We start from the raw sequence: 26,431 nt of genomic DNA on the forward strand, positions 1-26,431 counted from the left end.
TTAACGCCCGTTAAGGCGCGGTTATTTCTACTGGAACCCCATTCTGAGCGGCAATAACGGCTTTCGCTTTCACATTCGTCAATCCAAATTCATTTAGCCACCAGCCCAATTCTTTCGGAACTTGTAAATGATCTTTCTCGCCATTGCTGCGAGTTAACGGTTCATGCGCTTCCACAAACACACTACGATCCGGCTCTAGTGACACTTTCACTGGCTGATTGATGATGTTTACTTTTTCACCACGACGAACTTTGTCGAACAACCATTCGATATCACTTGGGTCCATACGAATGCAACCAGCACTCACGCGCATTCCGATGCCGAAATCTTTGTTGGTACCGTGAATAAGGTACTCACCATTTCCGTAAGCTAGACGAAGTGCAAACAACCCAAGTGGGTTGTCGGGGCCTGCTGGCACAACCGCAGGTAAATCCACCCCTTTCGCTCTGTATTCTGCACGAATAGACGCAGGTGGCGTCCATGTTGGGTTCGGACGTTTTTGGCTGATGCTGGTTGTCATCACTGGTGTATCTCGACCAATTCGGCCAATACCAACAGGGAAAACATGCACCACATCTTCGCCCTCTGGGAAGTAGTACAAACGCAGCTCTGCCAAGTTAATCACGATGCCTTGGTGAGGAACTTCAGGAAGAATAAGTTGAGATGGAATAGTAAGCACGCGCCCTTCTTGAGGAAGAAATGGATCAACGCCTTTGTTCGCTGCCATCAACGCTAGCATGCCCACGTCGTAATGCTTGGCGATGTTTGCCATGGTCTCGCCTTCTTGCACGACGTGGTTTTCAATGCGACCAATCAAACGGCTGCCGTCCTCTGGTAACTCGTACATTTTGGCGAATGACAATCCACTCACTAATGATAACGAGACAGATAACAGGGTTCGTTTTGCAAAACTCATTGATCGCTTTTTGCTAAGCATTTCACTCTATTCCTTGGCACTTTTAAAGAGCCGTAAGGTTATCTCTCTTTCAACCTTGTGATCAACCATCGGCTTGTGATATTCCAGTAAAGAAAATCCCTCCCAAGTCCATGGTTTATGGACGAACTTATTCGGCACACTCTTAATTTCTGGAACCCAATGACGCACGAACTGACCGTCGGAATCAAACTTCTCACCTTGGCTTATTGGATTGAAGATACGGAAGTATGGTTGGCCATCACAGCCAGTCGATGCCGACCACTGCCACCCACCATTATTTGCCGCAAAGTCGCCGTCGACGAGCTTGCTCATAAAGTATTCTTCGCCCCAGCGCCAGTCGATATGTAAATCCTTGGTAAGAAAGCTTGCGACAATCATACGAAGTCGGTTGTGCATCCAGCCAGTTTGATTGAGCTGACGCATTGCCGCATCAACAATTGGATATCCAGTCGTCCCCGTTTTCCAACATTCAAAAGCTTGCTCATCGTAAGACCATTGAATTTTATCTTCCCAGTCGATGAATCCACGACCTTTGACAAGTTTAGGTTCAAACACCAATAAGTGCTGGTAGAACTCACGCCAAATGATCTCGCTCAGCCACGTTGCTTTGCCTTCTGACAAATCTGGTTGTGGATTCTCAGCATACAACCTCGCGATGCACTGTCTTGGCGACAATGCTCCGATGGCAAGATAAGGCGAGAGCTGACTCGTACCATCGATAGCGGGGAAATCTCGCTTCATCTGGTAACCATCACTACGCTCGCGTGCAAACGTCCTCAACTGCTTGAGAATGTCGTTGGTCGATGCACACCAAGCTTCGCTCGATTCCCTCGGATAAGAGAACGTAAAATCGGCATCAAAACCGTCTTGTTTTACCGCTTCTAACTGCTCACTAGGCAGTTCATTTTGTCTCTGAGGCTTGGATACCGTTGGCAAGGAAAACTTTTGCAACCATGCTCGTTTGAATGGCGTAAATACTTTGAAATACTCTCCTTGCTTGTTGAGTACGGTCGTTGGCGCATGAACGCATTTGTCGTGAAAGGCGTGAAACTCTACCCCACGATTATCCAGTGTTTGAGATACCTTTCTATCCAACTCAACTTCATTCGCTTCATAATTGATGTTGACCATTACCGCTGTTGCGTTGAGCTTATCCGCCCAATCGCAAATGACTTGTGTACAGTCGTTAAAACGCGGAACTTCTTTATACAGAAGAGGAATGTTTAGCTCTGTGAGCTCTTGATGAACATGCTCAAGACGCCTAGCGATTAAATCCGCCTGCATCGGCGCCATGTGGTGCTCTTGCCACTGTTCTGGCGTTGCAATAAAACAAGCAACAACAGGTTGTCCTGTATCAAGTGCCGCCTTTAACGCCGTGTGGTCTAACGTGCGTAAATCACGCCTAAACCAAACCAGAATCATGTGGTCTCCTTACTGAATCTGTGTCTGTGCAAGATGAAGTTTCTCAATAACTTCCGAACACTGCACTTGCTCAGGATAACGCGCTAACAGCGCTTTGAATGCTTCCACTTGCTTGGCAGGTAGCGCTTTATTCGAGAACACATAAACACGCTGGTAGCGTTCAATCACGTCGTGATCCACCAAGCCAGAAACGTCGTCCACCTTGTCGATTAAGGTGATGTGGTAACCTTGCTCACACAACTTCGCCGCCTGAATCCAGCTTTCCGCATCTCGACTTTGTTCAAAGCTGATCAACAGGCATTTCCCCTTAGTAGATGCTTTGTTTTCAGAATCGATCACCAATGCCAAACGCGTGATTAAACAGGTTTGGAACAATCCCATCTGCAACGAGCGCAGCGAGCCCTTAACCAAATCCAATGCTTCGAACACAGGATTGATAAACTGATCTACGACTAAGTTGAGCGGGTACTCTTTCAATACCGATGAAAGGACGCTTTCCGTTTTGCCACGATTGAGTTGCGACAACGCAGACAGTACGGTTTCCACTTCTTCAAGCGAATGGTTTTCTGCACTGATTTCTACATCCGATTGGCCGAGCAATCCTTTCACTTTGCCGATCGCAATGCCTTTGGATAACCAACCTTGAATTTCACGAATCGTATCGAGATCTTGCTGGCAATATAAGCGATGCCCTTTTTCCGTTCTTTGCGGTTGGATTAGGTTATAGCGTCTTTGCCACGCTCTCAGCGTCACAGGCTTAACGCCCGTAATCTCTGCAACATCTCGAATTGCGTATAGTTTTTCTTCTGAACTACAAACCATAGCGTAATCTCATCTCCTGCGGGTGTGGCTCTAAAAACTTCTGTTTTTGCAGATATTCATCTGGATAAGCATTTAGATAGTGTTTAATTAATGTTAGTGGCGCGAGCAATGGCAGCGTGCCAGTACGATAGTCTTGAATCACGGTCGCGAGTTCTTCTTTTTCATCTTTGTTTAGAGAGCGTTTGAAATACCCTTGAAGATGCATCAACACATTCGTGTTGTTTTTGCGACTGGCACGGTTCGATAGCGCCGTCATCAGACCTAATCGGTATTCTCGGTAAAACTCGTCAATCTCATAGCTGGCAACATCTGCGACTAAGCGCCCCAAAGATCGATACGACTCTGGATGATGCGCCATAAGCGTTAGCTTATAACGAGAATGGAAATCGATGATCTTACCGCGTGTCGGCTCACCTGCCATCGATTCATAAAAATCGTTGAGACAGTAAATGCGAGTAATGAAGTTCTCTTTAAGAACGGGATCATTTAAGCGTCCATCTTCTTCGACAGGTAACCACGGCATTTTTTCCATCAACGTTTTCGTGTAAAGACCAACCCCTTCTTTTGCAGCGTTGTTTTTGCTATACACTTTTACTCGTTCCATACCGCATGTTGGCGATTTGGCACAAACGATGTAACCACACAATTGCTCATTTTGAAGCTCGTCCACTTTATTTGCGGAGTAAGTCAGCATGTTATCTGTGTGATCATTGTCGGGATTTTTCGTTTCAACCAACGCGATGCGTTCTTCATTACTGATTAAACGAATCGTCGGGCGTGGCACCGGCATGCCTACCCCCACCTCTGGGCATACAGAAACAAAGTCAAAATAATTGCTAAGCTCTTTAGTCACAAAGTTACTGACTTTATGACCAGAATCGAAACGCACGCGTTCACCTAACACGCAAGAACTGATACCTACTTTGATTGAAGATTCCATAGCAACGTCATCCCTATACAAAAAGTTTAGTTGTATAACTTATAGCAAGCCACCCTAAATTGTACAAGAAAATTAGTTGTACAATTTAATCGTTTTACTTACTCCTCCGCGATTTCGATCAGCTCGATTTAAAAAATATTTATCTTTTTCTTTGACTATTTTGTGTGCGCAATCAACAAATCGCTCAAAAGCAAATCGATTGCCTTTTTGCTTTCAACAGATTTAGTTATCAATAGCTTGGTTAGTTTCGAAAAGGGTGGTTTTTGTGACTAACCTCTCAAGGGATCACTGTACGTCCCGATATTATTGCCTCAACGAAAACGAACAAGTTCAACAGAATTGGTAATAGCATCCTATAATAGATGCGTTTTATCAGAACAAAACTTTGGAGAGCACTTATGGCAACCCCACACATCAACGCACAACCAGGTGATTTCGCTGAAACAGTTCTAATGCCAGGCGACCCTTTGCGTGCTAAATACATTGCAGAAACTTTCCTTGAAGATGTGAAGCAAGTTTGTGACGTTCGCAACATGTTCGGCTTTACTGGCACTTACAAAGGTAAAAAAGTGTCTGTAATGGGTCACGGTATGGGTATCCCTTCATGCTGTATCTACGTACACGAGCTAATCGCTGAATACGGCGTGAAAAACGTTATCCGTGTAGGTAGCTGTGGTGCGGTACGTGACGACGTTAACCTAATGGACGTTGTTATCGGTATGGGTGCTTCTACAGACTCAAAAGTTAACCGTATCCGTTTCAACAACCACGATTTCGCTGCAATCGCTGACTTCAGCCTTCTAGAAGAAGCGGTTAAGCAAGCTCGCGCTCAAGAAGTGCCAGTGAAAGTAGGTAACGTATTCTCTGCAGACCTGTTCTACACACCAGAAGCAGACATCTTCGAGAAGATGGAAAAACTAGGCATCCTAGGTGTAGACATGGAAGCGGCAGGTATCTACGGCGTAGCTGCAGACCTAGGCGCGAAAGCTCTAACTATCCTAACGGTTTCTGACCACATCATCCGTGGCGAAAAACTAAGCTCAGAAGAGCGCCAAAAGTCGTTCAACGACATGATGAAAGTTGCTCTTGAAACAGCAATCAACATCTAAGAAGTTATTAAGTAATAATTTGCAGCCAGTGCCTGACTGGCTGCCCGAATTATCCCGAGGGGGCGATTGTGTCTAACGGCGAACTGCCAAAAGACGCAGATGGGTTACAACTCAACTTTTGTAAAACATTGGCGTGTGACAACTTTGGATTGAGTGATGCAAAGCGTTACGTTCTGCAACATGCGAACCCTAAGCGTCCGGCGATGGTATGCCGTGAATGTGGAGCTTTCCCCCCCTTACTTAACAACCGCGATGTCGTGAACGAGCTTCATCGCCTCCGACACGTCCACAGTGACGGGTTACCTGCTTGTCGCAACGACGCGTGTGACAACTTCGGACTCTCTGTCCACACTCATAAACACCTCTATCACGCATTCGGTTACAGTGGCGATCGTCAACGTTACCGTTGTAAAGCGTGCCAAAGCACTTTTGTCGATAAATGGTCTGGCGCCAATAAAAAGCTGCAGTTTCAAGAAAACCTGATGGGCCTTTTGTTCACCGGTTATTCCGTGCGCGAAATTTGCCGCAAACTCAGCATCAACCCAAAAACGTTTTATGATCACGTTGACCACATCGCCAGTCGTTGTCGTCGTAAGCTCGCGACCATTGATGCTCGTTGGGTTAATCACGCCAGTCACTACGAGTTGGCTTCCAGCTACATTGCCTTGCAGCCACACAGCAATAATGGAGTGTACTGGATTGTGTCTGGTGAAGCGCACTCGGGCTACATTCTTTGCCAACACGTGAACTACTCTTCGGATGAAGAACCTATCGCGACGCTGGATCACAACCCGTACGACGAAGTTTCTCGTTTTGTCTCTCAAGAGTACACAGCGGAAGCAAGTGAGCCACCAGCGGAACCTTCTAATCACCTTAGAGAGCGTATTGACCAAAAATACCAAACGATTTTGGCTCGTGGTAACGTCGAAGATCCACTCGGTAACTTATCGGTATTTCATTACCCATCGAAAGGCGCGTTAGTTCGTCCTCCTTACACCTCGTACGCGCACTATTTGCATGTACTTGATATGTGTTGCCCTAACAAGCGGGTTTCGATTTACATGCCACAAGATCCCCTGCTCCGCTCCGCAGCGTTGAGCGTTTGTTTGTCTCGTATTCAAGAGAAAAACGTCGATCTGATGTATGTAGAAGAAGACGCTGGCTGGGACATGACCGCTCCGTTTGGCAAAGTGGATATTGCCTACATGAGTTGGTGGCGCGATCGCTGGGCGATCTCCAGTCAAGGCGAAAGCCACAAAGGCATTTGCTACCTTGCTGGCGATAAAAATGAACCAGAAAAGTGGTTTAACGTGGCAACAACTCGCCATGTGCAGTTCTATCAAAATCGCTTCCAGCTGTTGTTCGAAAGTTTCATTAACGAGCCACGTCGCAAATTGCGACCTGCCGGAATTTTACCTCTTTTAGATATATTCAGAGCTTGGCATAATTTGTGCTATCAGGACAAACAAGGTCTTACTGCCGCACAAAGGCTAGAAGTCACTGACGCACCTCTAACCATTAAGCAGCTCCTATCGTAACTATTTAACTCATTTAGATGTGGTAATTAGGGGCAGTGACGGTATACATTACGGCACCTGATATTTTATGATGTGGCTTTCATGCTGCACTCGTAATGAAGTACGCATCTAACCACTTATTATTTAGGTGTAAATTCCAGTTCGATAGTCATGGATGTGAACGTTGGATAAAACCCAAATTCAGCTAGAAGACGAGCTTAACTCACTCAAAGGGCAAGTGAAAACGCACCCTGAACGCACTCTTCGCCTCGCCGAGCAGTGCCGCATTCGCGCGGAACAAATACTGTTTATTGACGGAGAAATCAAAGCGTTACTCATCATGGCGCACAGTTGTTGGTGTTTGATGGAATATCGCCAAGGGCTGAAATTCATCAAAGACGCCTACAATAAGCAAATCCAACTAGACACTGACGATCACCTTCCAGAAATTCTGCATATCTTCGCCCTTCAATACTGGGGACAAGCCAAATATTACTCGGCGCAGCAATATTGGATTAATGCCTTGGAGCAATCGGCTTTGGTCGATGATATTGAGATTCAGATTGAATCCCTGATTGGTCTTGGCAATGTTTGGCGCATCACCAACGAACACAAACTTGCCGCATCGACTCATGAGCTTGCAGTTAAAGTGGCAAACAACGTCCGAATTGCATGGTTAGAAGGTAAAGCTCGCATTCTGCTTGCTTGGGACTACTACCTCCTCAACAACTTTATTGAGATGCTAACGGTACTTGATGGCGCAACAGAAGTGCTCAAAGACCATGAAGACAGCACTTGGCAAGCCGAAATTTGGGACTTTAAAGGCTTGGCACTCCTTGGCTTAGAACGCCTAGACGCTGCGGAAGAAGCAACCCAAAAAGCGCACAAGCTGGCCATTGAGCACGATCTAACATGGATGAAAGCACACTCTTTCATCAGTCGAGCAAGACTAGAGCTACTGCGTAAAAACACGGACAGCGCAGCCGAGTTGTTGCTTGCCGCAGAAGAATCCGCGCTTAATTTCGATAACGGCGAACTGCTAAGTCAGATCTGTTTTCAGCAATCTCGCGTTGCTGAAGAGCAAGGCGATTTCGAAGCGGCATTTAATGCGTTTAAAAAATACCGAAAACATGCACTGAAAATGCTCAAAGAGCAGACCAATCGTGTCAGCATGGATAAAGCGCGCGGCTCAAAACGCCAGCTAGAACAACGTGCTCGCAAGCTCATCAATCGTATTCGCTCTCAACATGAATACGATCCCGAAAAGCAGTTTTCTAACGTCGTTTCTGAAACGTACTGGTGGGAACAACTGGTTCTATTTAAGACTGAGCTTAAACGCTCTAACCATGCCGTGATCATGATTCGCCACTCCAATCCTGCGTTTCTCGATGCGTGCACTGAACTGGTTCACTCATTAACGACACCAAGCGATCTCATTTCACGCCTATCTAGCGATCGACTCGCTATGTTGATTGCCGAAAAAGATCAAGCCGCAGAAGAGCTCTACCGAACCGTGCATGCCATGTTAGACATTTATCCATGGGAACGACGTGGCCTCAAAGGGCCAAAACCGACATTGTATTTACAAGACATCCTGACTTTCCCATTTACTTTAGAGCAGTTGGAAGAAAGCTATATTGAGGTAATGAAGAATGGAACTACTGCTTAGCAAAGTCACTGACGCAGGCATCGATCCTTCTTCTGTTTCTGGGGAAGAAGCCATCACGCTTTGGGAACATATCGGTCGACACATTGCGTCCACCAGCCGTGAAAAAGCACATTGCCTAATTATTAGCGCAGAATACCGCCGCGAAATCAAACAGCTTTGTGACAGTATCGAAGAGCTTAGACAAGCATTAGAGCTGCTCTCATTACCTGAGGATGTCGAAGATATACTGTCAGTCAAAGCAAGTTTAAGCGAACGCTTAGTTGAAGTTGGTGATTACAACTCTGCCCTCACCGAGTACATCGCCTCCACCAACATCGCAGTGGAATACGGTTTTATCGACGAATACGTTTTAGCGATCATTGGCATGGGCAACTTGTGTGATGCTTATGGCGATCACAACCGTGCCCTACGTTACTACCAAAAGATCGACGCGATTGATCACGCCATCAGCAGTCGCTCACTTCGTTTGCGTTACAAACTGTATATGCTCGCCTGTTACATCAGTCTAAAACGCGTGGCCGAAGCCAGCGAATTATTGGGTGAATGTGAAGAGCTCAGCATCCTAGTAAGCGACAAAAACCTCGCCGCTCAAACGCATTTGTATCGCGCTAAATTGCATCGTCTGCAAGAAGAGTATTCCGAAGCGCTGCTCTCCATATCCAGCATTAAGTACACCACAGGAAGTGCGACCACCTATTGGCTCTCAACCATGGTCAAAATTGAAACGGCCTATTGCTTGAATGGTGTTGGCCACACTTCGTTGGCTAATTTGCTGTTGGAGTCCATTGGGAAGCGAATTAAAAAGCATTCTTCGCCCATTCTTGCGAAACGTTTTTACAACGCAATGAGCAAAGTCAGTGCGTCACAAGGACAGTTTCAGCAAGCTTTAAGCTGTGAGAAACGCGCTTTTCGTATTGAATCAGACTTAATAAAACACATCCCAATCAGCGAATTGGGCGCGGCTCAACTGCGTCGATTGTCTCGCTTTGAATTACAGTTAAAACTCATTCTGTCTGAGATTGAAAATAAAGAGCTTAAAGAGACGACCAAACAACACAAAAATACCGTAGCTCAGTTACAACAAGACGTATTTACCGATCCCCTTACCTCGTTGCACAACCGCCGCTGGTTGGAGGTAAAATTGAAAGACATGTTGCTGCACGACACTCCATTCGCATTGATGGTCATCGACATCGATCACTTCAAATCCATCAATGACGAATTGAGCCATTTGGTGGGCGACAAAGCGATCAAAAGTGTGTCACAGGAGCTGGCAGCCTACTTCAAATTTAAAGGTGCATCGTGCGTGCGATTTGGTGGTGAAGAGTTCCTTGTAATTCTTGAGAACAGCCAATTGGAACGCGCAGAAATGCACGCTGAAAACTACCGCGAGCGTATTTTTAAATATGCATGGCGAGACATTCTTGGCGAACGCGGCCTAACCGTTTCCATCGGTATTACACTCCATCGCGAAGGGGAAAACACTCAGCGCACCTTCTACCGCGCCGACAAAGCCTTGTATCGTGCCAAAGCCAATGGCCGAAACCAAGTCTGTACCGAACTTTAAGCCACGCCCCAGTTGAAATCTGGGGCTTTATCATGCTTTTTATCAGCCCTACCCGAATCTATTCACTTTTTGTTTAAATCTGTACTCAATCTCGCCAAACTTGCCTACAACTATCAGTACGTACTGATATCGCATAAACATAATTCGCACATAAAAAGCGCTTGATTCATCTATAGTTAAGACAAATACTTAAACCGTTAATTTACGTAAGTTTTTCCAATTCGCAACAAGCACAGGTAAGTAAGATGTTTCTAGACTATTTTGCACTTGGGTTACTCATCTTCGTTGCTTTAGTTATCTTCTACGGAATCATTGTTATCCATGACATCCCGTATGAAATTGCTAAAGAGCGTGAACACCCGCACCAAGACGCAATTCACTACGCAGGTTGGGTTAGCCTGTTCACACTGCACGCACTTTGGCCATTCCTTTGGATATGGGCAACATTGTGGCGCAAAGAGCGTGGTTGGGGTTTCAAACAACTTGAGCAAGAAACACACGACATTCATCACCGTCTTGAAGAACTCATCGACGAAGTCAACGAACTCAAAAACGAAGTATCGATGTTGAAACAACAAAAGATTCAGCAAAAGCCTTTGACTGAACAAAGTAAAGAGGACGAATAATGGATTTATTGCTGATTCTGACTTACGCAGCTCTTTGTATCGCCATTTTTAAAATCTTCAATATTCCTCTAAACAAATGGACGGTCCCGACAGCTGTACTTGGTGGCGTAGTGTTGGTGGGCACACTTGTGCTGCTTATGAACTACAACCACCCATTTACTCAGTTAGGTAACCAAGTGTTCCCAACTACGCCTATCGTCTCTGGTGTACGTGGCCGCGTTGTGGAAGTACCAGTTCAAGCGAACCAACCGCTCAAAACTGGCGATATTCTTTTCAAAATAGACCCTGTGCCATTTGAAGCGGAGGTCGCTCGCCTTGAAGCGAAAGTCAAAGAAGCAAGCCAAGGTGCGTTGGGTTTAGAGTCTGATCTAAGAGAAGCAGAAGCTGCGGTTTTAAAAGCACAAGCAGATAGAGATAAAGCGCAAAGAGAGTTTAGCCGATATCAAAGAGGCTTTGATCGCGGCGCGTTTACTGAACAAGATTTAGATACTCGACGCCAAGCGTATAAAGCGGCAGAAGCCATGTTAGACGTTGCGATTTTGCAACAAGAACAAGCGCAAATCGCTCTGGACTCTGAAATTGGTGGTGAAAACACTCAAGTCGCGCAACTTCTCGCAGAGCTGCGTAAAGCAGAGTTTAACCTAGAACAAACTATCGTTCGTGCGCCAACCGATGGTTACGTTACGCAATTGGCTTTGCGTCCTGGTGTGATGGCTGTGCCGTTACCGCTTGCTCCTGCAATGACCTTCGTGCATACCGAAGACATTACGTACACCGCTGCGTTCAGACAAAACTCGCTACAACGTTTGAAACCGGGCTTTGAAGCAGAATTTATGTTCCGCGCAATTCCGGGCAAAGTGTTCCGTGGCGAAGTCATTGACGTGATTCCGGCCATTGGTGAAAGTCAAATTCAAGCCAGAGGTGCTCTACTTGGTACCGATGCCTTGCGCACGAGCGGACGTGTATTTGCGAAGCTAAAAATCACGGACGATTTGAGCGAATACCACCTGCCAATGGGTACTGCGGTTGAAGTCGCAGTTTACTCAGACAGCTTTACTCACGTATCAGTGATGCGCAAAGTGCTTATTCGCATGAAGAGCTGGCAGAACTATTTGTACCTAGACCATTAATGAACTGCTAGCTCATTCATTTATCGATGAAAATAGCATCAGAAAGTGTAATCGGGGGCTGACAATCAGCCTCCGATTTCATTCTAGCCATCCAGACAGATAGCATTCCCACTTTTATCAATATTCTGTATAATGCGCGCCTTATTTTTAATGCTTGCTAAAAAACAAAGCCAGTCAAAAGGATACGTGAATCAAATCACACATTTCCTGAAGAAAAATAGAGCAAACAATAAGCAGCTTGGTTGTTTTGGATATATGTAACACAATCAAATAACCAATGCTTTCCAACAATATAAATGAACGTTCTTTAAAATCGACAATTGAACTGAGGTTATCTATGAATCTTTCTGCTAAAACCGTTGTGGTTATTGCAATTGGTGCTGCACTTTACGGCATCGGTGGCTTACCTATGTTTGGCATCCCTGTGTTTGCAAACACAACGCTAAAACCAGCAATGGCAGTATTAGCATTGTTCTCAGTACTATTTGGCCCACTTGTTGGCTTTTTGGTTGGTTTTATTGGCCACTGGGTCACCGACCTATTTGCAGGTTGGGGCGTATGGCTCACTTGGGTACTTGGTTCAGGTATTGTTGGTTTGATTATCGGTCTATTCCCCTCTCTAACGCGCTACCGTTTGGAGAAAGGTGATTTCAATATGAAAGACTTCGCGTTATTCGTGGTACTTGCACTATTAGGCAACGTATTTGGTTACGGTTGCTCTGCATTCCTCGACACGATTTTGTACGCAGAACCGTTCACTAAAGTGTTTACCCAGCTTTCTATTATCGCGATCGGTAACACCATTCTTATTGCTATTGTTGGCTTCTTCATTCTTAAGTCTGTCGCTAAACGTAACAAGCAAAGCCGTAACTTAACAGAGGCTTAATGTCGAATGACAATCGAATTTTCTAACTTCTCTTTTAGATATGAGTCGCTGGACAAACCGACGCTAAAAAATATCAATCTAAGGATAGAGAAAGGAGAGAAAATCGTCATTATTGGTCCAAGTGGTAGTGGTAAATCTACCCTTGGGCAATGTCTTAACGGACTGATCCCACACGCAATCAAAGGGGAAACCAGTGGAACATTGACCATCAATGGTCAAGACACCGCCCCTTTCGACATGCACCAATACACTGAGCAAGTTGGCACCGTACTACAAGATACGGACAGCCAATTTGTCGGCTTGAGCATTGGCGAAGACATCGCATTTGCGCTGGAAAACCAGCTAACTTCTAACATCGACATGTACCCATTGGTCAAAGCCACGGCCAAAATGGTCGACTTGGAACAGATGTTAGATCGCTCTCCCCACGATTTATCTGGCGGACAGAAACAGCGTGTTTCTTTGGCGGGCATTCTCGTCGATGACGTCGATATCCTTTTGTTTGATGAACCACTAGCTGCGCTTGACCCTAAAACGGGTAAAAAAACCATTGAGATCATCGATGACCTACACCGCGAAACAGGCAAAACCATCGTAGTCATTGAGCATCGTCTTGAGGACGTTCTGCATCGCTCAGTTGACCGTATTATCTTGATGGAAAGCGGCGAAATCATTGCCGATACAACGCCAGATGAAATTTTAGCGTCGCCTCTGCTAGAAGATTACGGCATCCGCGAACCGCTTTATATTTCGGCTCTGAAAGAAGCAGGCTGCGCGATTGAGGGCGATGCAAAACCTTCTAGCTTAACTACCTTACCGTTGGAGCAATATAAACCAGCAGTACAAGCATGGTTTGATGGTTCAACAGCACAACCACCTAAAACGCCAGCCGAGACTTTGCTTGAAGTCCGTGGCCTCACCTATTCTTACGACGGTGAGAAAAATGCGCTAGAAGACGTGAGTTTTGACATCAAGCGTGGCGAGTTTGTCTCTGTACTTGGCAAAAATGGCTCGGGTAAATCGACCATCACCAAACTGATTATGGGCGTTATTGAAGCGGATAGCGGCTCAATGAGCATGAATGGTCAAGATCTAAACGAACTGACCATCTTCGAGCGCAGCCAGAAAGTGGGCGTGGTGATGCAAAACCCGAATCACATGATTTCCCATCACATGATTTTCGACGAAGTGGCCTTCGGCCTCCGTAATCGTGGCGTTGAAGAGAAACAAATCGAAGCTAAAGTACTTGAAGTCCTTGAGCTGTGCGGTTTGAGCAAATACCGTCACTGGCCAATCGAAGCATTGAGCTACGGCCAGAAAAAGCGCGTAACCATTGCGTCAATTTTGGTCTTGGAACCAGAGCTTCTGATCCTTGATGAACCGACGGCAGGTCAGGACTACCGGAACTACACGTCTATGCTGAGTTTCATCGAAAAGCTCAATCGCGAGTTGGGCGTAACCGTGATGATCATCTCTCATGACATGCATTTAGTGCTGGAATACACCACGCGCTCTATCGTTATTGCAGACAGTAAATTAGTCGCGGATGCACCAATGACGCAGGTATTCAGCAGTCCAGAGCTACTAGACCAAGCGAACCTCACCACAACAAGTCTGTTTGAGTTGGCTACGAAAGTTGGCATCGAAGACACCAATGGCTTTATGCAGCATTTTATCAATGTAGAAAAAGCGCACCGCCAACAAAAAAGCAGCGAAGTAAACCAACCAGAGAAAGCAGTGGCATGAAAGACCATAAGATGAAGTTTGGTATCAACTACATCGATACCCAATCGCCACTTCATAAGTTGAATGGCATTACTAAGTTCTTGCTTTTCATTGCTTGGGTGACGGTGGTGTTGACCACATTTGACTTGCGAATCATCGCGCTGTTGATCGTGCTTGGTTTAGGCTTATTGAAAATGACCAAAGTGCCATTTCATGTCTACAAACCGCTTTTACTGGGTACAGGCACGGTATTGCTGATCAATGCCCTGTTTATGTTCGCGTTAGCGCCGCAACAAGGTACTGAGTTCATGGGCTCATCAACGGTTTTACTCTCGTTACCCGGTAATTACTCACTCACTCAAGAGACGTTGTTTTACTTAGTAACAGTGACATTGAAATACTTCAGCATGTTCCCAATCGCGTTGGTGTTTGTATTTACCACTCACCCGACGGAGTTTTCAGCCAGCTTGAACCGCTTAGGTGTGCCTTACAAAATCGCCTATGCCGTGAGCTTAACGCTGCGCTACTTGCCGGAAGTGAAAAAGGACTTTGTTAACATCATGCACGCGCAACAAGCACGCGGAGTAGAACTGAGTAAGAAGGCTCCGTTGTTCACTCGTATGAAGAACGTGGCGAAGATTCTTGGTCCTCTGATTTTCTCTAGTTTGGACAGAGCCGACCAAATCTCAAACGCGATGACGTTGCGTGGCTTCGGCCGTCACTCATCTCGCACCTGGTACAGCCTAAAACCCCTGACCAAAGCCGATATGATCTGCATGGCGGGGATTGCGGTGATAGTGATTGCTGCTATCAGCAAGCGTGTTCTGGACACACAACTGTTCTGGTATCCGTTTTAACGCGAGATAATCATAAAAATGGGATGCCGATGCATCCCATTTTTCTATCCAGATTATGGCTTAGTCTTTTGAGTAGTGAGCACTAACTCCACCTCAACAATCGCGTTTCGTTCCCCTCTTCCGGCTTCGCTGGAATATTGAGTGACAACAACAAGCTAACGGCGGCCATACCCGCTCCGATGTAAAAAACGCTAGAAGGCGACACCAACCAAATCATCCCGAATGTAACGGGAATTACCACCGCTGCGATGTGGTTGATGGTAAACGCAACGCCAGCGGTCGACGCCATATCGGCCGGGTCAGCAATCTTCTGGAAGTACGTTTTAATCGCCAAGGCAAGCGCAAAGAACAAGTGGTCGACAACATACAGTACCGCAGCCCATTCCGCCGTTTGCACCAGACCATATCCCACAAAGACGAAAATCAAACCGACGTATTCAAACGTTAATGCCTTACGCTCACCGACAACACCGATAAAACGGCCAATGCGCTTGGCAAATAAAAAGTTAAACAGGTAGTTGATCAAAAACAGTAAGGTAATGTCTGCTGCAGAATAGCCAAACTTCTCTACCATTAAGAAACCCGCAAATACGGTGAAAATCTGTCGACGCGCACCACTCATAAAAGTGAGCGCGTAATACAACCAGTAGCGTTTACGCAGTACGAGTTTCTTATTTTGTGGCACTGCTGTTTTGAACTGAGGAAACGCCAGTGCCATCACGATGATCAACACAAAGCCAACGCCACCCGCCAGCAAATACACGGTTTTGAAATCAAATTTAAGCTGCTCTAGCAAAATCCAAATCGCGCCGTAGGTAAACAGAGAAGCCAGCGCGGCGACCGAGATAAACTTGCCTAGCATTTCTGGCGCTTCTTCTTTCGATAGCCACTGCAAAGACAGGGACTGCTTCAATGTTTCAAAGTAGTGAAAACCAGTGGACATCAACAAGGTCGTAAAAAGTAAACCGTACAAAGTGGGAAAGTAACCTGTTAATGCTGTACCAAGCGTTAGCATCGCTAAAGACACCAACATGAATCGTTGTTCGCGGATAAACAACAACACAAACACGGCGGTAAAGGCTAAAAAGCCCGGTATCTCACGCACGCTTTGTAACAAGCCAATGTCCGCCCCATCAAAGTTCGCTTTTTCAATAACAAAGTTATTCAGCAAAGCCATCCAGGTAGAAAAGGCAATGGGCACAATAATCGAGATCAACAGAAGGAAATTTTGCGGCGTTCTCCAGCCGTGAGAAGAGGTATTCATGATGCATCCTTTAGATATGAAGTCATCATCATAGCTTTAAATGTAACAAATTCGCAATATCATTATTATTTATGATCACATACGCACTGTTGCGATTCTAAGTGCACTGAGGATATGACCGATACAGAAAACATCGCGCCCAATGATGAAAGTGAGCGCGATGTGTAAAAGGCAAGAAAAAGGTTGATGAGTGACTTATCGACTTAGTCGATGTTTTTCACATTAAGGCGATTTTTGAACTCAAACACATGCTCTGGACAAACATCCAAACAGCGGCCACAACTTATGCAGTTTTGATCCATAACTCGACGATCTCCCTCTTTCAAAGGCTGCCGAAGCACTTCTGGTTCTGGGCAAACATAAAAGCAATCCATGCATTTCGTGCAATCCTCGCGGCGAACAGCGGTAACGCGCAACAGGCTTTTTCGGCCTATCACCCCATAGGTAGCACCCAGTGGACATAAGTGCCCACACCACCCATGCTCAACTAAGAGTAAATCCAGTACGAACACCAGTGCGATCAGCACCCAACCTGCGCCCATACCAAACACCAATCCGCGATGCAGTGCCGCTACTGGATCTAACCATGTCCAAAGAATCGCGCCAGACAGCGCGCTGCCCAACATCAAAACAGGGATCAGCCAATAGCGAATAGCAGGAGACCAACGATAGCTCGCTTTAATGTTGAACTTTCGGCGCAGCCACGCCGCCAAGTCCGTCACGATGTTCAACGGGCATACCCAAGCACAAAATGCGCGCGGCGCTAACATCGCGTAGAACAGCACGACAATCACTACGCCTAACAACGCATTAAACTCCGGGATATGCCCTGTCGCCAAAGCTTGAAGCACAATTAACGGGTCACTTAAAGGGACCGTGTCGAACAACATACTCGATGAGAGGTTACCGGTTAGAACCCCTAATGTCGGCCCAGCCATAAACAGCGCAATGATGGTGAGTTGACATAGCCGGCGTAAAATCAGAAACCGATGCGCGCGCCACCAACCAAGCTTTTCTACCGCTTCTTTGCCAGCATTTTGAGCTAAGTTCTTTGCCATTACTTACCTCCTTTTAGCGATTCAAGCGCACCTTCCGGTACAGGCGTCTCACTGGGGAGGGTATTTTCGAGTGGTTTGTCGATCTCTTTCCAACCAAAATTGTAATGGCTGCCCACTTTGCCTTTCGCCAAATCCGTCGGGACAACTTTAATAGCAGCGACATCCAACACGCACGCTTGTTCGCACTTACCGCACCCAGTACACACTTCTGAATTCACTGTAGGGATAAGTTTGGCGTGATAGCCAGTTCGGTCGTTGTGAACCATCTCTAATGTGATGGCTTCATCAATCAGCGGACAAACGCGATAGCAAACGTCGCATCGTAGCCCTTGCCAGTTAAGGCAAGTTTCATGGTCAATAAGAACCGCTGTACCCATTCGAGCATCATCAATATCGGTTAACTTCGGATCCAGCGCCCCGCTCGGGCAAGCCACCACACAAGGAATGTCTTCGCACATTTCGCAGGGAATATCGCGCGCAGTAAAGTAAGGAGAACCAGTGGCTACAGGAGAAAGTAATGTCGCGAGTTTCAATGTGTCGTAAGGGCATGCTTGAACGCACAAGCCACATCGAATACAGGCTGATTCGAAATCGCCTTCTGGCAATGCACCGGGTGGGCGAATAGGCACACCTTTGGTTTCTCGAGCTTGGCTTTGCAGCGATTGTAAGCCCAACACACACGCCACTGCGCCAACGCCTGCCGCAGTTCGGACAGTATCACGCAAAAATCGGCGCCGACTTTGCGATGTTTTAGACTGAGAGGATTTCATGCTATTTCCTCAACGAAACTCCTTTATCAAGTTAAGCATAAATAGCGCTAAACGTACCTCTTCCCCATACCTCATAAGAGGTAACTCCACCCTCAATTGATGCAAGTCAACTGATGTACAGTGCCGTCGTCACAGTTTGAATAATTCCATTTATTTCCTCCAACATGAAATTCACCACGATACTCTGCCGTGCACGCCATTTTCAGTACAATAATTCAACACCTTTGCAATCTATTCGCTAAATTCGAAGATAAATGACTACTAAAATTTAGAGAAACATAGCTATAACAACCTAATTTAAAAGGTGTTTATCTCTCAAACATCAAAAAATACTATCCAAAATAAGGAACTGTGGTTAGATTGAAAATTAATACTAAAAAGCGAAGGAGAGAAGCATGGAAATTATCGTACGTCCAACGACCGTTGAAGACGCAGCGGCACTCGTAGAAGTCTATTCACAACCAAAAGCACAACGTGAAACCCTGCAACTCCCAAAACCTTCGCTCGCAATGTGGGTAGAACGATTGTCAAATATGCCCGCTGGCGTTTACAGCTACGTCGCTGAAATCGATGGTAAAGTAGTGGGTAACATTGGCTTTCATCACTCGCAGCGCCCAAGAACGGCGCACACGGCCGCGTTTGGTATTGGCGTTCACGACCAGTGTCACGGCCTAGGCGTGGGAAGTAAGTTGATTGAAACCATCACCGAGTTGGCGGATAACTGGTTGAATGTAAGACGCATTCAGTTAGAAGTGAATGCCGACAACGAGGCCGCGATTGGCCTGTACAAAAAGCATGGTTTTGAAATTGAAGGAGAGGCGATTGATGCCTCATTCCGAGATGGCGAGTTCATCAATACCTATTACATGGCACGTATCAGACCAAGTAAAAAATAAAGAAAAGCCTCCTACTAGTTGGAGGCTTTTCTTTTTAAACTTCGACTCACTTTCGTAAGTAAGCCAACGCTCTGCGAGTCAATGCTTCTGTGTAGGGATTGATCTTCCAGTGGTCAGGACTCCAACCTTTCACAAAGCGCTGAAAGTCAGCCCAAGCAACCGCAAACAAAGGACGCCATTCACGCTCGACTTCATCGGGGTCGAGATTCGGCTGATAAACCATTAACGCCTGTTGCAACTGAGCGAAATACGTATCTAAGACCCAAACTTCCATCTCTGCACAACGCTCTGGCTTGACGGCGCTACTCATAAACAGTGCCACATCTTTCATCGCACAGCCATGTCCGATGTATTGAAAGTCGACCGCAGCAACGCTCAATTCATCTTGCTCAAAACAGAAGTTCGCCAATTTGGCATCACCGTGTACAAGCGTCTTGAACTTGGCTTGCGAAAGCGTTTGATCAATCAATCGAGCGGCATTTTTTAGCTCACTGTCTTGCAACGCCTCAAGCTCATCGGGTCTGGTTGCCAAATGCCAATACGTGCCGGTATGCCACAGCTTATCCGAGCAAACACCGATGTAGCGCGCATGAAAATTCGCCAACCAAGTAAGGCTGGCTCGTAGATGTTCTAGCTTTGCATCGGTGATGACTTTTGGAAAACCCGCCTCGGCGAGATCTTCCATCACAATGAGCCATTCATTCTCCGACTGGAACGTTTTTAAGCCTTGTGGTACTCGACAGTGCGAGTCCATGACTCCGGAAAAATGCGCGTACCAACTGACTTCAACCTGATAAGAGTGCAGCTTTCTTTGGTGAGAACGGTCTGTATTCCAGCCTCTAGGGTGTTCAGAAGGTTTAGGCAATTTGACGTGTTTTACAATGACAGAGCGTTTAGCGAATATCAGCCGAACCAATTCTCCGTAACCGCCCCAAAGTGACTGGATTACTTCACTCGACAGCAATGCACCGAGATCAAGATCCTGGCTGATATTTTGATACAAAAGGTGGTGGTCATTCATACTCAAGCAAGAAGATGCAACCAAGCTTGGTTACGGTTGATGTAATGCGCCACATACGGGCAAACCGGTTCGATTTTATAACCCAGAGCTTCAATTTCTGGGAGTACCGCTTCCATCATTACTTTGCCATAACCTTTGCCTCGCAGCTCTTCTGGTACGACCGTCGATGTTATGTGCATCACATCATTTTTCAACTCGTAGACCACTTTTGCTTTGAAGTCTTGCTCTAAATCAACCCAAAAGAGGCCACTTTCAGTGTCGTGAATCACTTTATGCATATCTTCTTCTCTAATTTTGTTACGGATTTATTGAATCAAACTATATCACTGAATAAAATCATTACCACGCAAAGACACCCAGTCGTTTAGTGCTAAATTTCATAGCAGTCACCTCTTCTCAAATCAGGTACGACAATAAGAATGAGAAATATGATAACCAGTGCCAGAGACGGCAATCTACCTCTGCAGAGTAAGAGAGCACCAGAACGTCAGGCCACCACATTAAACAGCACCGATGCAATGGCGATGGTCGAGCATGGTAGTGAAGTCACTCTCAATGTGACCACGCCTGTTGGAACGAAGTTCATCACCACCAGTACGTTTGTCGGCTGCCACTCTAACAATACGGCATTGATCGAAGTTCCGAATATTTCCGATGAAGATTTGAAATTCTATTTTCAAGAAGGCTTTTGGATAAACGTAAAAGCGTATTCTCATCGTGGCGAAGGCGCAGTCATCCCTTTTAGGGCTCAGCTTCAACATCGCTTGGGCGACCCTTATCCCATTTTAGTGCTTAGCCTTCCCAATACAATGCAGGTATTCCAACTTCGTAAAGAAGTGCGTTATGAGGTGAATTTGAAAGCGCGAGTCCGCTTGGATGAATATCGAAGTGAGTGTGAGATCAGAGATCTGTCTCGCAGCGGCTGTCGTTTTGTGACATCGCCAATGAGCCGGCCTTTACAAGTTGGCGACCGTATCACTCTAGACCTCACCATGCCGAGTGATGGTCGCATGTTAGCGCCACTGAATGGTCGTATTTGCAACCTTCAAAAATCGACTCACTATGCCCGCTACGGAATGGAGTTTGATGAGGTAGGCAAAACTAACGCCAAGAGTCTGCTGAGCCATCTCAAATTCGACGGCACCAAGCTGAAGTTAAAATAAATTCGAACGGCCTAGAGCCATGAAGTTGCTAGAGCACGTATTCGTTCTTGAAAAACGAGCATTAAAAAGGCACCCGAGGGTGCCTTTTTGCTGAGACCATATTTAAAAACGTAAAGCAAAAGCTTACAGCTTAAAGAAGCTCAACTGTTCTTTTTGCTTTTCAGCCAGTAGTGATAGCTCGCTACTTGCGCTTGCGCTTTGGCTGATGCCCGCTACATTTTGGTTCACAAGTTCAGACATGTTAACCACGTTGCGGTTGATGTCTTGAGTGACTTGAGATTGCTCTTCCGCAGCTGTCGCTACTTGCGTGTTTGAATCGTTGATGTTCGCAACAGATTCTGTAATACCGATCAACGCATCGTTCGCTTGCTGAGTCAGCTCGTTGTTACGAGTTAACATTTCTAGGCTAACTTGCATGCTGTCGTTAGCAAGGCCTGATTGCGCTTGTAGCTCTTCAATGATTGTTGAGATTTCTTGCGTTGAATCTTGAGTACGTGCCGCTAGCATACGAACTTCATCCGCTACTACCGCAAAACCACGACCAGATTCACCAGCACGTGCAGCTTCAATCGCTGCGTTCAACGCCAACAAGTTCGTTTGTTCAGATACACCGCGAATCACTTCGATAACATCGTTGATCTGTACTGATTGCTCTTTTAGACGCAGTACAACTTGCGCGGCATCGTTCAATGCTTGAGACATTTGCGCACTTGCGTCTGCACTTTCTTGGAAGATAGCCAAACCAGATTGAGCTAGCCCGTCCGCTTCGCGTGCTGTTGCATCAGCAGAGGTCGCATTGTCACTTACGTTGTTTGCAGTGCTTGCTAGCTCATTTACCGCAGAAGCAACTTGTTCGATTTCTGCCAATTCTTGTTGAGCGTTCGCTTCTGCTTGCGTCATTACTGCAGCAAGTTCTGTCGATGCAGACGCCACTTCTTCACTGATTCGAGTTAACTGATCAACGATGCTGTAAAGTTGAGACGCGGTTTGGTTAACGTCTTTGCTTAGCTGAGCAATCTCGTTGTCGCCTTCGACATCCGCACGAACAGAAAGGTTACCAGCCGCCAGTTCACGCATCACACGTTGCAGCTTTTGGATTGGTGTAACAATCATGCCAGATAGGAACCAAGCGCCAATAAGCGAGAACACAAACACAGCAAGAACCGTCAGCATCGCATTAGTTTGAACACGCTCGTTTTGTGCGTTACTTTTTGCTGTTGATTCAACCGCTTGATCATTCACGTGTTTAGACAAAGTGTTGATGCCTTGCACCATTTCGTTACCAACACGGCGATACTCAGAAATAAATGCACGGTATTCGTTGTCTGATTTCAGACCTTGATCGTATTGGTTGAAAAACGCTACAGAGCGCTGTGAGTACTGCACATACGCTTCAATCGCTTTACGCACTTCAATCGCATCTTCACGAAACAGGTTGCGCGCTTCGATTGCACTTAGATCCGCTTCAACTTGTTTCAAGCCTGCTTTTAGCTCATTTAGGAAAGTTTCACGACGAGAAGCATCGTAAATTGCGTAAACCGCGCTGATGCGCAATGGGTAAATTTGATCGTCGATACGCGCCAAAGTGTCTTTATGGAAAACCAAAGACTCTTGGTTAGAAGCAATAACGTCTTGCTCCGCTTGAAGATTGTTTTTAGTAATCCACAGAGCAATAAACAAAACAATAGCGGTAAATAATACCGGAACCAAAATTTGGGTTCGTACTGACAAGTTTTTCAGTGATAGCTGCATGACTGGACCTCAGTTATATGCGTGATGCCTACTTGCTTCCATGCGACGGGATTGTTCCCGGACGAATAAACAAGTGGCGAATATTAGAGGTCGATCACACTTTTGTCTAGTACAAAAAGTCCCCATTTTCAATCTGTTATTGACAATATCCCGACACTAGTGTCGGGATATTGTCGTTATTACAGGTTGTGATTAATTGTGATGATATTTATTCACATCCAGAGCGAATATCGCTTACTTTCTCAGCGAATTGAGCTTCGCTTGAGCAAGGCCAAAAATCGTATCAATCGGGTAAGAACCTTCATCTGTCGGCTCACCTGCCACCTTGCCGGTGAACAGTTCAATGGCCTCAGTAACGTGGTCAATTGCCCAAATATGGAACTCCCCTTTTTCTACCGCTTTCACGATGTCAGCGCGTAGCATCAAGTTATGAACATTCGAACGAGGAATGATCACGCCCTGTCCGGAGTGACGACCTTTGATCACACACACATCATAGAAACCTTCGATTTTTTCGTTTACGCCACCAATCGGCTGCGCTTCACCAAATTGGTTCATTGAACCCGTGATCGCGATATCTTGTCGATTTGGTTGTTTAGAAAAAGCCGAAACGACCGCGCAAAACTCCGCCATGCTCGCGCTGTCTCCGTCGACTCCGCCGTATGATTGCTCAAAGGTAATCGTCGTCGTGAGTGGCACTCGCGCGGTTTTTCCGAATACGGAAGACAAATAAGCCGATAGGATCATCACACCTTTCGAGTGGATACTGCCGCCAAGATCGACGCTGCGTTCAATATCGATAACATCGCCATCGCCGTAGCATGTTGTGGCAGTAATACGGTTAGGCGCACCAAACATATAATCGCTGGTACTCAACACCGACAAAGCGTTTACTTGCCCTATCGCCGAACCCTCAGTGAGAATCAACGTAGTGCCGTTTAAGAACGTCTCCATCACACTGTCTCGCAAACGGCTGACGCGCATCTCCTGATTTTTCATCGCCTCTTCGACGTGGCCAATGCGGATCATGTTTGAGTTTGCTTGGCGAGCCACGTAGTTTGACTCTCGAAGCAAGTTGGCGATATTAGCCGAATGCAGAGATAGCTTGGATTGGTCGCCAGACAAACGTGAGCTGTATTCGATGATTCGAGCAATGGCTTTGCGATCGCAATGCAGCATATTGTTGTCATGTACCACGCTAGAGATAAAGCGCGCGTAATGCAGCTCAGACTCCGGCGTACGTTTCATTTCGTCTTCGAAATCTGCCGTCACACGGAACAACTCGCTGAACTCTGGATCGTAATGTTGGAGTAATTGGTAAGTTCGGTAATCACCAAACAAGATGATTTTGATATCAAGCGGGATCGGTTCAGGATCTAATGAAACCGCCCCCGTCAACGTCACCTCTTTTTCTAATGACGTAAAGCTTAGTTGGCGAGAGCGCAGCGCACGTTTTAAGCCATCCCAGACATACGGCTGCTCCAACACTTTTTGCGCGTCCATTAACAGAACGCCGCCGTTGGCTTTGTGCAAACTACCTGCACGGATCAGTGAGAAGTCGGTAAAGACTGTTCCTTTGAATGTCGCAGTTTCAATCGAGCCAAACAGTGAGTGGTAATTTGGGTTCTCTTCCACCACGATTGGGAAATCGCTGTTGTTACGACTCACTAACACGTTCACTTTGTAGCGACGAGGCAACTTTTTATCTAAAGACGCAGCAGCAATCTCACCTTGTTCACCACTTTGATCGAGGAAAATATCCGCGTTTTCAACGATATCTTTTTGCAACTCCGTCAAATAGGTTTTGATTTCGGAGTATTCTGAATAATCCACTTTGAGCTTTTTAATGAAGTGAGTAATCACATCGAGCGTAACTTCATCATTCAGTTTTTTGATCTTGTCGCTGTAGGTATCCTCCCACTCGGTCAGTTCACGCACCATGGAACGTAAACTCACCTCTAACGCGTCAATGCTGTCACTGAACTGTTCTTGCTCTTTTTTGCTCAAGGCATCAAAAGATTCTTCTGTGTGCAACTCATCGCCATTCATGGCGACAAATTGATAATCGCCTTGCGATGTGATCGTCAGGCTGATGCCGTGCTCTTTTGCTTCACGACTAATGCGGTCCAATTCATTTTGCTGTTTGTTTGCCAACTGGTTTTTCAAACGATCAGCACGGCTAAAGTACATTTCGTTATCAAAAGCTAATGGCAGCGCGTTAAGCAATTTCCCCATTAAGGCTTCAATATCAACACGCAGTTTGTTACCGATTCCACAAGGGAGCTTTAACACTTTAGGCGTGCGTGTATCTTCAAAATTCGCGACGTAACACCAGTCAAATAACGCACCGGCGTCATGCTGGTGACGATTCAAATAGCGCAGAATCATCGTGCGCTTGCCTAGCCCGTTCTGACCGATGGCGTAAATGTTGTACCCTTTTTCCTTAATTGACATCGCAAACTCGACCGCTTTTTGCGCACGCTCTTGTCCCACGATTTCGTCAATAGGAGGCAGTTCCTTGGTCGACTTACATGGCATATTCTCTAGATCCGCTACAGAATATAGCTGTTGAGGTTCCAATCTTAGTATTGCCATATCCGCTTCCTTTTTCTTATTGTCGTAACTTGAGTGTAGAGATTATTTGTTTAATTTTAAGTGATTTAGCTTACACCATGGTTTAATCGCACACTTTATGACCATAAAAATGAAAACAATACGCACTTGCAATTGATAATCAATTTCATTTAATATCTTCAGCAAATCAACTTTTGTGGAGATGGACATGAATATTGAGCAATGCTGGATGCGCTATTTGAAAGCGGAGCAATTGATGGAGCAAGGCCATTGGCCAGAAGCTCATCGCTTATACGAAGATGTGCTCAATCACTTGCCTAGCCATATCCATAAGGCGCTAGAGAATGACCTTACCAAGCCTTGCCAATTTGTGTGTCTGGTCAGCGGATTACGCGATGCGAGCGTGGCGCAATCGGAGATCCTCAACAAACTAGGATTGCAACGCGACGCATTTTCGGCTCTCAACCAAACTTATGCGCTGTTCCAATTTTTGCAGCTTGAAAGCCATGAGCTGATTGAGCGTGTTGGCCACCTACTCGGTCAGCAAAGTGAGGACTTACTTGCGCACATGGCCGCATTTTGCTCTGCGCAGCGCAATGCTCAATGGATGATAGAGCTGGACCATGTCACTCGCGCCCATGAACAGTTTTTGCATTTACAGGCAATGAGCTCAGCAGAAGCGGTTGCTCCCCACCTCTACAACTAATGAGTACCAGAGCAATGGAA

Annotated in this window: 23 protein-coding genes; 12 read left to right on the forward strand and 11 right to left on the reverse strand. The window is 46.0% G+C overall.

Annotated elements, in window-relative coordinates; all coding sequences use genetic code 11:
* Positions 1-10 precede the first annotated feature (10 nt).
* The 4 genes from UF05_RS11195 to UF05_RS11210 are packed head-to-tail and all read right to left on the reverse strand — an operon-like array spanning position 11 to position 4,121.
* The gene (locus UF05_RS11195) at positions 11-937 is read right to left on the reverse strand and encodes a L,D-transpeptidase family protein (protein ID WP_025535247.1); all 927 of its coding nucleotides are present in this window, start codon (positions 935-937) and stop codon (positions 11-13) included.
* 6 nt (positions 938-943) lie between these two features.
* Entirely contained in the window at positions 944-2,359 is a 1,416-nt protein-coding gene (gene phrB, locus UF05_RS11200; RefSeq protein WP_045545517.1) for a deoxyribodipyrimidine photo-lyase, read from the reverse strand.
* A 9-nt stretch (positions 2,360-2,368) separates the two neighbouring features.
* Entirely contained in the window at positions 2,369-3,181 is an 813-nt protein-coding gene (locus UF05_RS11205) for a MerR family transcriptional regulator (protein WP_025793762.1), read from the reverse strand.
* The gene (locus UF05_RS11210; RefSeq protein ID WP_015313567.1) at positions 3,171-4,121 is read right to left on the reverse strand and encodes a YbgA family protein; all 951 of its coding nucleotides are present in this window, start codon (positions 4,119-4,121) and stop codon (positions 3,171-3,173) included. The genes UF05_RS11205 and UF05_RS11210 overlap by 11 nt, the downstream gene beginning before the upstream one ends.
* Before the next feature lie 398 nt (positions 4,122-4,519).
* Here UF05_RS11210 and deoD point away from each other — a divergent pair, with 398 nt between their 5' ends.
* From deoD to UF05_RS11255, 9 genes are all read left to right on the forward strand, one after another.
* Complete coding sequence (deoD, locus tag UF05_RS11215) at positions 4,520-5,230, forward strand: purine-nucleoside phosphorylase (RefSeq protein ID WP_005462930.1); 711 nt, start codon at positions 4,520-4,522, stop codon at positions 5,228-5,230.
* Between the two features lie 68 nt (positions 5,231-5,298).
* Complete coding sequence (locus UF05_RS11220; protein ID WP_005462928.1) at positions 5,299-6,768, forward strand: transposase; 1,470 nt, start codon at positions 5,299-5,301, stop codon at positions 6,766-6,768.
* A 163-nt stretch (positions 6,769-6,931) separates the two neighbouring features.
* Positions 6,932-8,416, forward strand: a complete 1,485-nt coding sequence (locus UF05_RS11225) for a hypothetical protein (protein WP_025550874.1) — start codon at positions 6,932-6,934, stop codon at positions 8,414-8,416.
* Positions 8,400-9,983: a GGDEF domain-containing protein gene (locus UF05_RS11230; RefSeq protein WP_005478159.1), complete on the forward strand. Its 1,584-nt coding sequence runs from the start codon at positions 8,400-8,402 to the stop codon at positions 9,981-9,983. Before UF05_RS11225 ends, UF05_RS11230 begins: the two co-directional genes overlap by 17 nt.
* Before the next feature lie 245 nt (positions 9,984-10,228).
* Positions 10,229-10,609: a DUF3302 domain-containing protein gene (locus UF05_RS11235; RefSeq protein WP_005478107.1), complete on the forward strand. Its 381-nt coding sequence runs from the start codon at positions 10,229-10,231 to the stop codon at positions 10,607-10,609.
* A complete protein-coding gene (locus tag UF05_RS11240) occupies positions 10,609-11,739 on the forward strand; it encodes an HlyD family secretion protein (RefSeq protein WP_005478401.1) in 1,131 nt (376 codons plus the stop codon). Before UF05_RS11235 ends, UF05_RS11240 begins: the two co-directional genes overlap by 1 nt.
* A 337-nt stretch (positions 11,740-12,076) precedes the next feature.
* Positions 12,077-12,625 (forward strand): ECF-type riboflavin transporter substrate-binding protein, encoded by a 549-nt coding sequence (locus UF05_RS11245; RefSeq protein ID WP_005375133.1) that lies wholly within the window; start codon positions 12,077-12,079, stop codon positions 12,623-12,625.
* Positions 12,626-12,631: 6 nt separating this feature from the next.
* The gene (locus UF05_RS11250) at positions 12,632-14,371 is read left to right on the forward strand and encodes an ABC transporter ATP-binding protein (protein ID WP_045545518.1); all 1,740 of its coding nucleotides are present in this window, start codon (positions 12,632-12,634) and stop codon (positions 14,369-14,371) included.
* Positions 14,368-15,207: an energy-coupling factor transporter transmembrane component T family protein gene (locus tag UF05_RS11255; RefSeq protein WP_045545519.1), complete on the forward strand. Its 840-nt coding sequence runs from the start codon at positions 14,368-14,370 to the stop codon at positions 15,205-15,207. The genes UF05_RS11250 and UF05_RS11255 overlap by 4 nt, the downstream gene beginning before the upstream one ends.
* An 82-nt stretch (positions 15,208-15,289) precedes the next feature.
* On the opposite strand, the gene UF05_RS11260 is transcribed toward UF05_RS11255, so the two are convergent.
* The 3 genes from UF05_RS11260 to napG all read right to left on the reverse strand — a co-directional run bounded on the left by UF05_RS11260 (position 15,290) and on the right by napG (position 18,299).
* The gene (locus UF05_RS11260; RefSeq protein ID WP_045545520.1) at positions 15,290-16,471 is read right to left on the reverse strand and encodes an MFS transporter; all 1,182 of its coding nucleotides are present in this window, start codon (positions 16,469-16,471) and stop codon (positions 15,290-15,292) included.
* 203 nt (positions 16,472-16,674) lie between these two features.
* Positions 16,675-17,529: a quinol dehydrogenase ferredoxin subunit NapH gene (gene napH, locus UF05_RS11265; protein ID WP_045545521.1), complete on the reverse strand. Its 855-nt coding sequence runs from the start codon at positions 17,527-17,529 to the stop codon at positions 16,675-16,677.
* On the reverse strand, positions 17,529-18,299 hold the full coding sequence (gene napG / locus UF05_RS11270) for a ferredoxin-type protein NapG (RefSeq protein WP_025793751.1): 771 nt from the start codon (positions 18,297-18,299) through the stop codon (positions 17,529-17,531). Before napG ends, napH begins: the two co-directional genes overlap by 1 nt.
* 395 nt (positions 18,300-18,694) lie before the next feature.
* Between napG and UF05_RS11275 the strand changes: the two genes are divergently transcribed.
* On the forward strand, positions 18,695-19,195 hold the full coding sequence (locus UF05_RS11275) for a GNAT family N-acetyltransferase (RefSeq protein WP_045545522.1): 501 nt from the start codon (positions 18,695-18,697) through the stop codon (positions 19,193-19,195).
* A gap of 46 nt (positions 19,196-19,241) precedes the next feature.
* Here the strand turns inward: UF05_RS11275 and UF05_RS11280 are convergent, their stop codons facing one another.
* Positions 19,242-20,216: a phosphotransferase gene (locus tag UF05_RS11280; protein ID WP_045545523.1), complete on the reverse strand. Its 975-nt coding sequence runs from the start codon at positions 20,214-20,216 to the stop codon at positions 19,242-19,244.
* 2 nt (positions 20,217-20,218) lie between these two features.
* A complete protein-coding gene (locus tag UF05_RS11285) occupies positions 20,219-20,494 on the reverse strand; it encodes a GNAT family N-acetyltransferase (protein ID WP_025622352.1) in 276 nt (91 codons plus the stop codon).
* Positions 20,495-20,644: 150 nt separating this feature from the next.
* On the opposite strand from UF05_RS11285, the gene UF05_RS11290 reads away from it, so the two are divergent.
* Positions 20,645-21,379 (forward strand): flagellar brake protein, encoded by a 735-nt coding sequence (locus tag UF05_RS11290; RefSeq protein ID WP_005478273.1) that lies wholly within the window; start codon positions 20,645-20,647, stop codon positions 21,377-21,379.
* A 123-nt stretch (positions 21,380-21,502) separates the two neighbouring features.
* On the opposite strand, the gene UF05_RS11295 is transcribed toward UF05_RS11290, so the two are convergent.
* A complete protein-coding gene (locus UF05_RS11295; protein ID WP_005478090.1) occupies positions 21,503-23,131 on the reverse strand; it encodes a methyl-accepting chemotaxis protein in 1,629 nt (542 codons plus the stop codon).
* 234 nt (positions 23,132-23,365) lie between these two features.
* A complete protein-coding gene (locus UF05_RS11300) occupies positions 23,366-25,726 on the reverse strand; it encodes a Lon protease family protein (protein WP_025526746.1) in 2,361 nt (786 codons plus the stop codon).
* 187 nt (positions 25,727-25,913) lie between these two features.
* On the opposite strand from UF05_RS11300, the gene UF05_RS11305 reads away from it, so the two are divergent.
* A complete protein-coding gene (locus UF05_RS11305; RefSeq protein ID WP_015313576.1) occupies positions 25,914-26,411 on the forward strand; it encodes a hypothetical protein in 498 nt (165 codons plus the stop codon).
* Positions 26,412-26,431 lie beyond the last annotated feature (20 nt).

The sequence above is a fragment of the Vibrio sp. S457-15 genome, assembly GCF_000960545.1.
GTDB lineage: Bacteria > Pseudomonadota > Gammaproteobacteria > Enterobacterales > Vibrionaceae > Vibrio > Vibrio parahaemolyticus.